The following is a 1272-nucleotide window of genomic DNA, read 5'->3' as shown; positions in this document are numbered from 1 at the left end:
CTGACGGGGTGACAACAAGAGTCAAAACATTGATAGAATGAAGGACATAGCCCTTAGACCCCTCTGAAAGAATGGTAGTTTATTACGCCTGATTCTCATTAATTCACTAATAATATCTTGACAAAATTCCATGCCAATTACCCAACATTGACCATATAATCCTATCCAAAAACTACTATGGCGACGTATTGAGCGCCCATATTCAGTTAACCTACCCACATATTTTTGGATTCCCATTGTCTTGATTTTTTGACCTTGCATCACTGCACAACTGTAGGCCATCGCTATTAATAATATCAAACTGCTTAAACGCTGATTATTAGCATGGCTTTTTTCTAAATTATAACCACCTGTTTTACAGTCTTTAAACATCGCCTCAATCCCACTCCGACTTTGAAAAATATTGATTGATTGCTTTAAATTGCCGACATTAGTCAAAAGATACCAACCTTCATCCTCCTGTTTTCCCCGATATTTACGTCGCCAATAACCCGCAATATCAAAAGTCCCAAATCCTTTTTGTTTTGTGAATTTTACATCTGATAAATAAAAGCTGGTTCCCGGTACTAAACCCATGTCAGCCAAGCGGATGTAATCCGAGTTCTCCTCTTGGATATAGCGCCCTTGTTTAACTCTAAAAATAAACTTTACTTGTCTTTGACAGAGCCAAGATGCGAGGTTGACGCTACCAAATTCCCGATCGCCCAACACGATAAGTTTATAATCTGATAGTAACTCTAAAACAGGAGTGATTAGAGCTTTTTGTTCACAAAGGTTACTACATCCTCTCTTGTCTAGCAGTCGCCAGTATAAGGGAATACTTCGTTTTTCCCAAATCACACTGACCATAAATACATTATGCGATCGCCACTGCGTTCTATCGATCGCGAGTTTCAAAGGTTGAGATTTGTTAAATTTAGCTTTTAAAATTTCTTTAACAAGTGGAAACCACAGGCTTTCTATGTTGAGGCAGTCTAATTTCAGAAATCTTTGCAGGCTACGCCTCCGACTTTCAAATTGAATCGGATAAGGCCAGAAAGAAGCCAGTAATTCAATACTAACTTGTCTGTGACTCTGTAACATATATACCAGAGCCTTCAGGGTCTGGTATTCTGCCGGTTTGAGTTGTTTTTCTAGATGGTTCTGGTAAAATTGAGGAAACATAATTATCTAGATGGGGACACTTAACAATTTCGACCCCATCTTTTTTTACCTCACTTTGGGCAAATCCGCTACTGGTGGGGCTTTTGACTCTTGTTGTCACCCCGTCAG

General features: G+C 39.2%; 1 protein-coding gene. It reads right to left on the bottom strand.

The features are described from left to right. Window positions 1–21: 21 nt before the first annotated feature. Window positions 22–1164, bottom strand: coding sequence for an IS4 family transposase (locus tag QT994_RS27670; protein ID WP_333180340.1), 1143 nt, complete (start codon window positions 1162–1164; stop codon window positions 22–24). Between the last annotated feature and the right edge of the window lie 108 nt (window positions 1165–1272).

The sequence above is a fragment of the Microcoleus sp. S13_B4 genome, assembly GCF_036700885.1.
GTDB lineage: Bacteria > Cyanobacteriota > Cyanobacteriia > Cyanobacteriales > Microcoleaceae > Microcoleus.
The sequence above is the reverse complement of the archived record's forward strand: the minus strand, read 5'-3'. Positions and strand labels throughout refer to the sequence as shown.

Excerpts from the sequence above, each read along its gene's own strand:
- QT994_RS27670 (WP_333180340.1), bottom strand. The coding sequence starts at position 1,164 with ATGTTTCCTCAATTTTACCAGAACCATCTAGAAAAACAACTCAAACCG.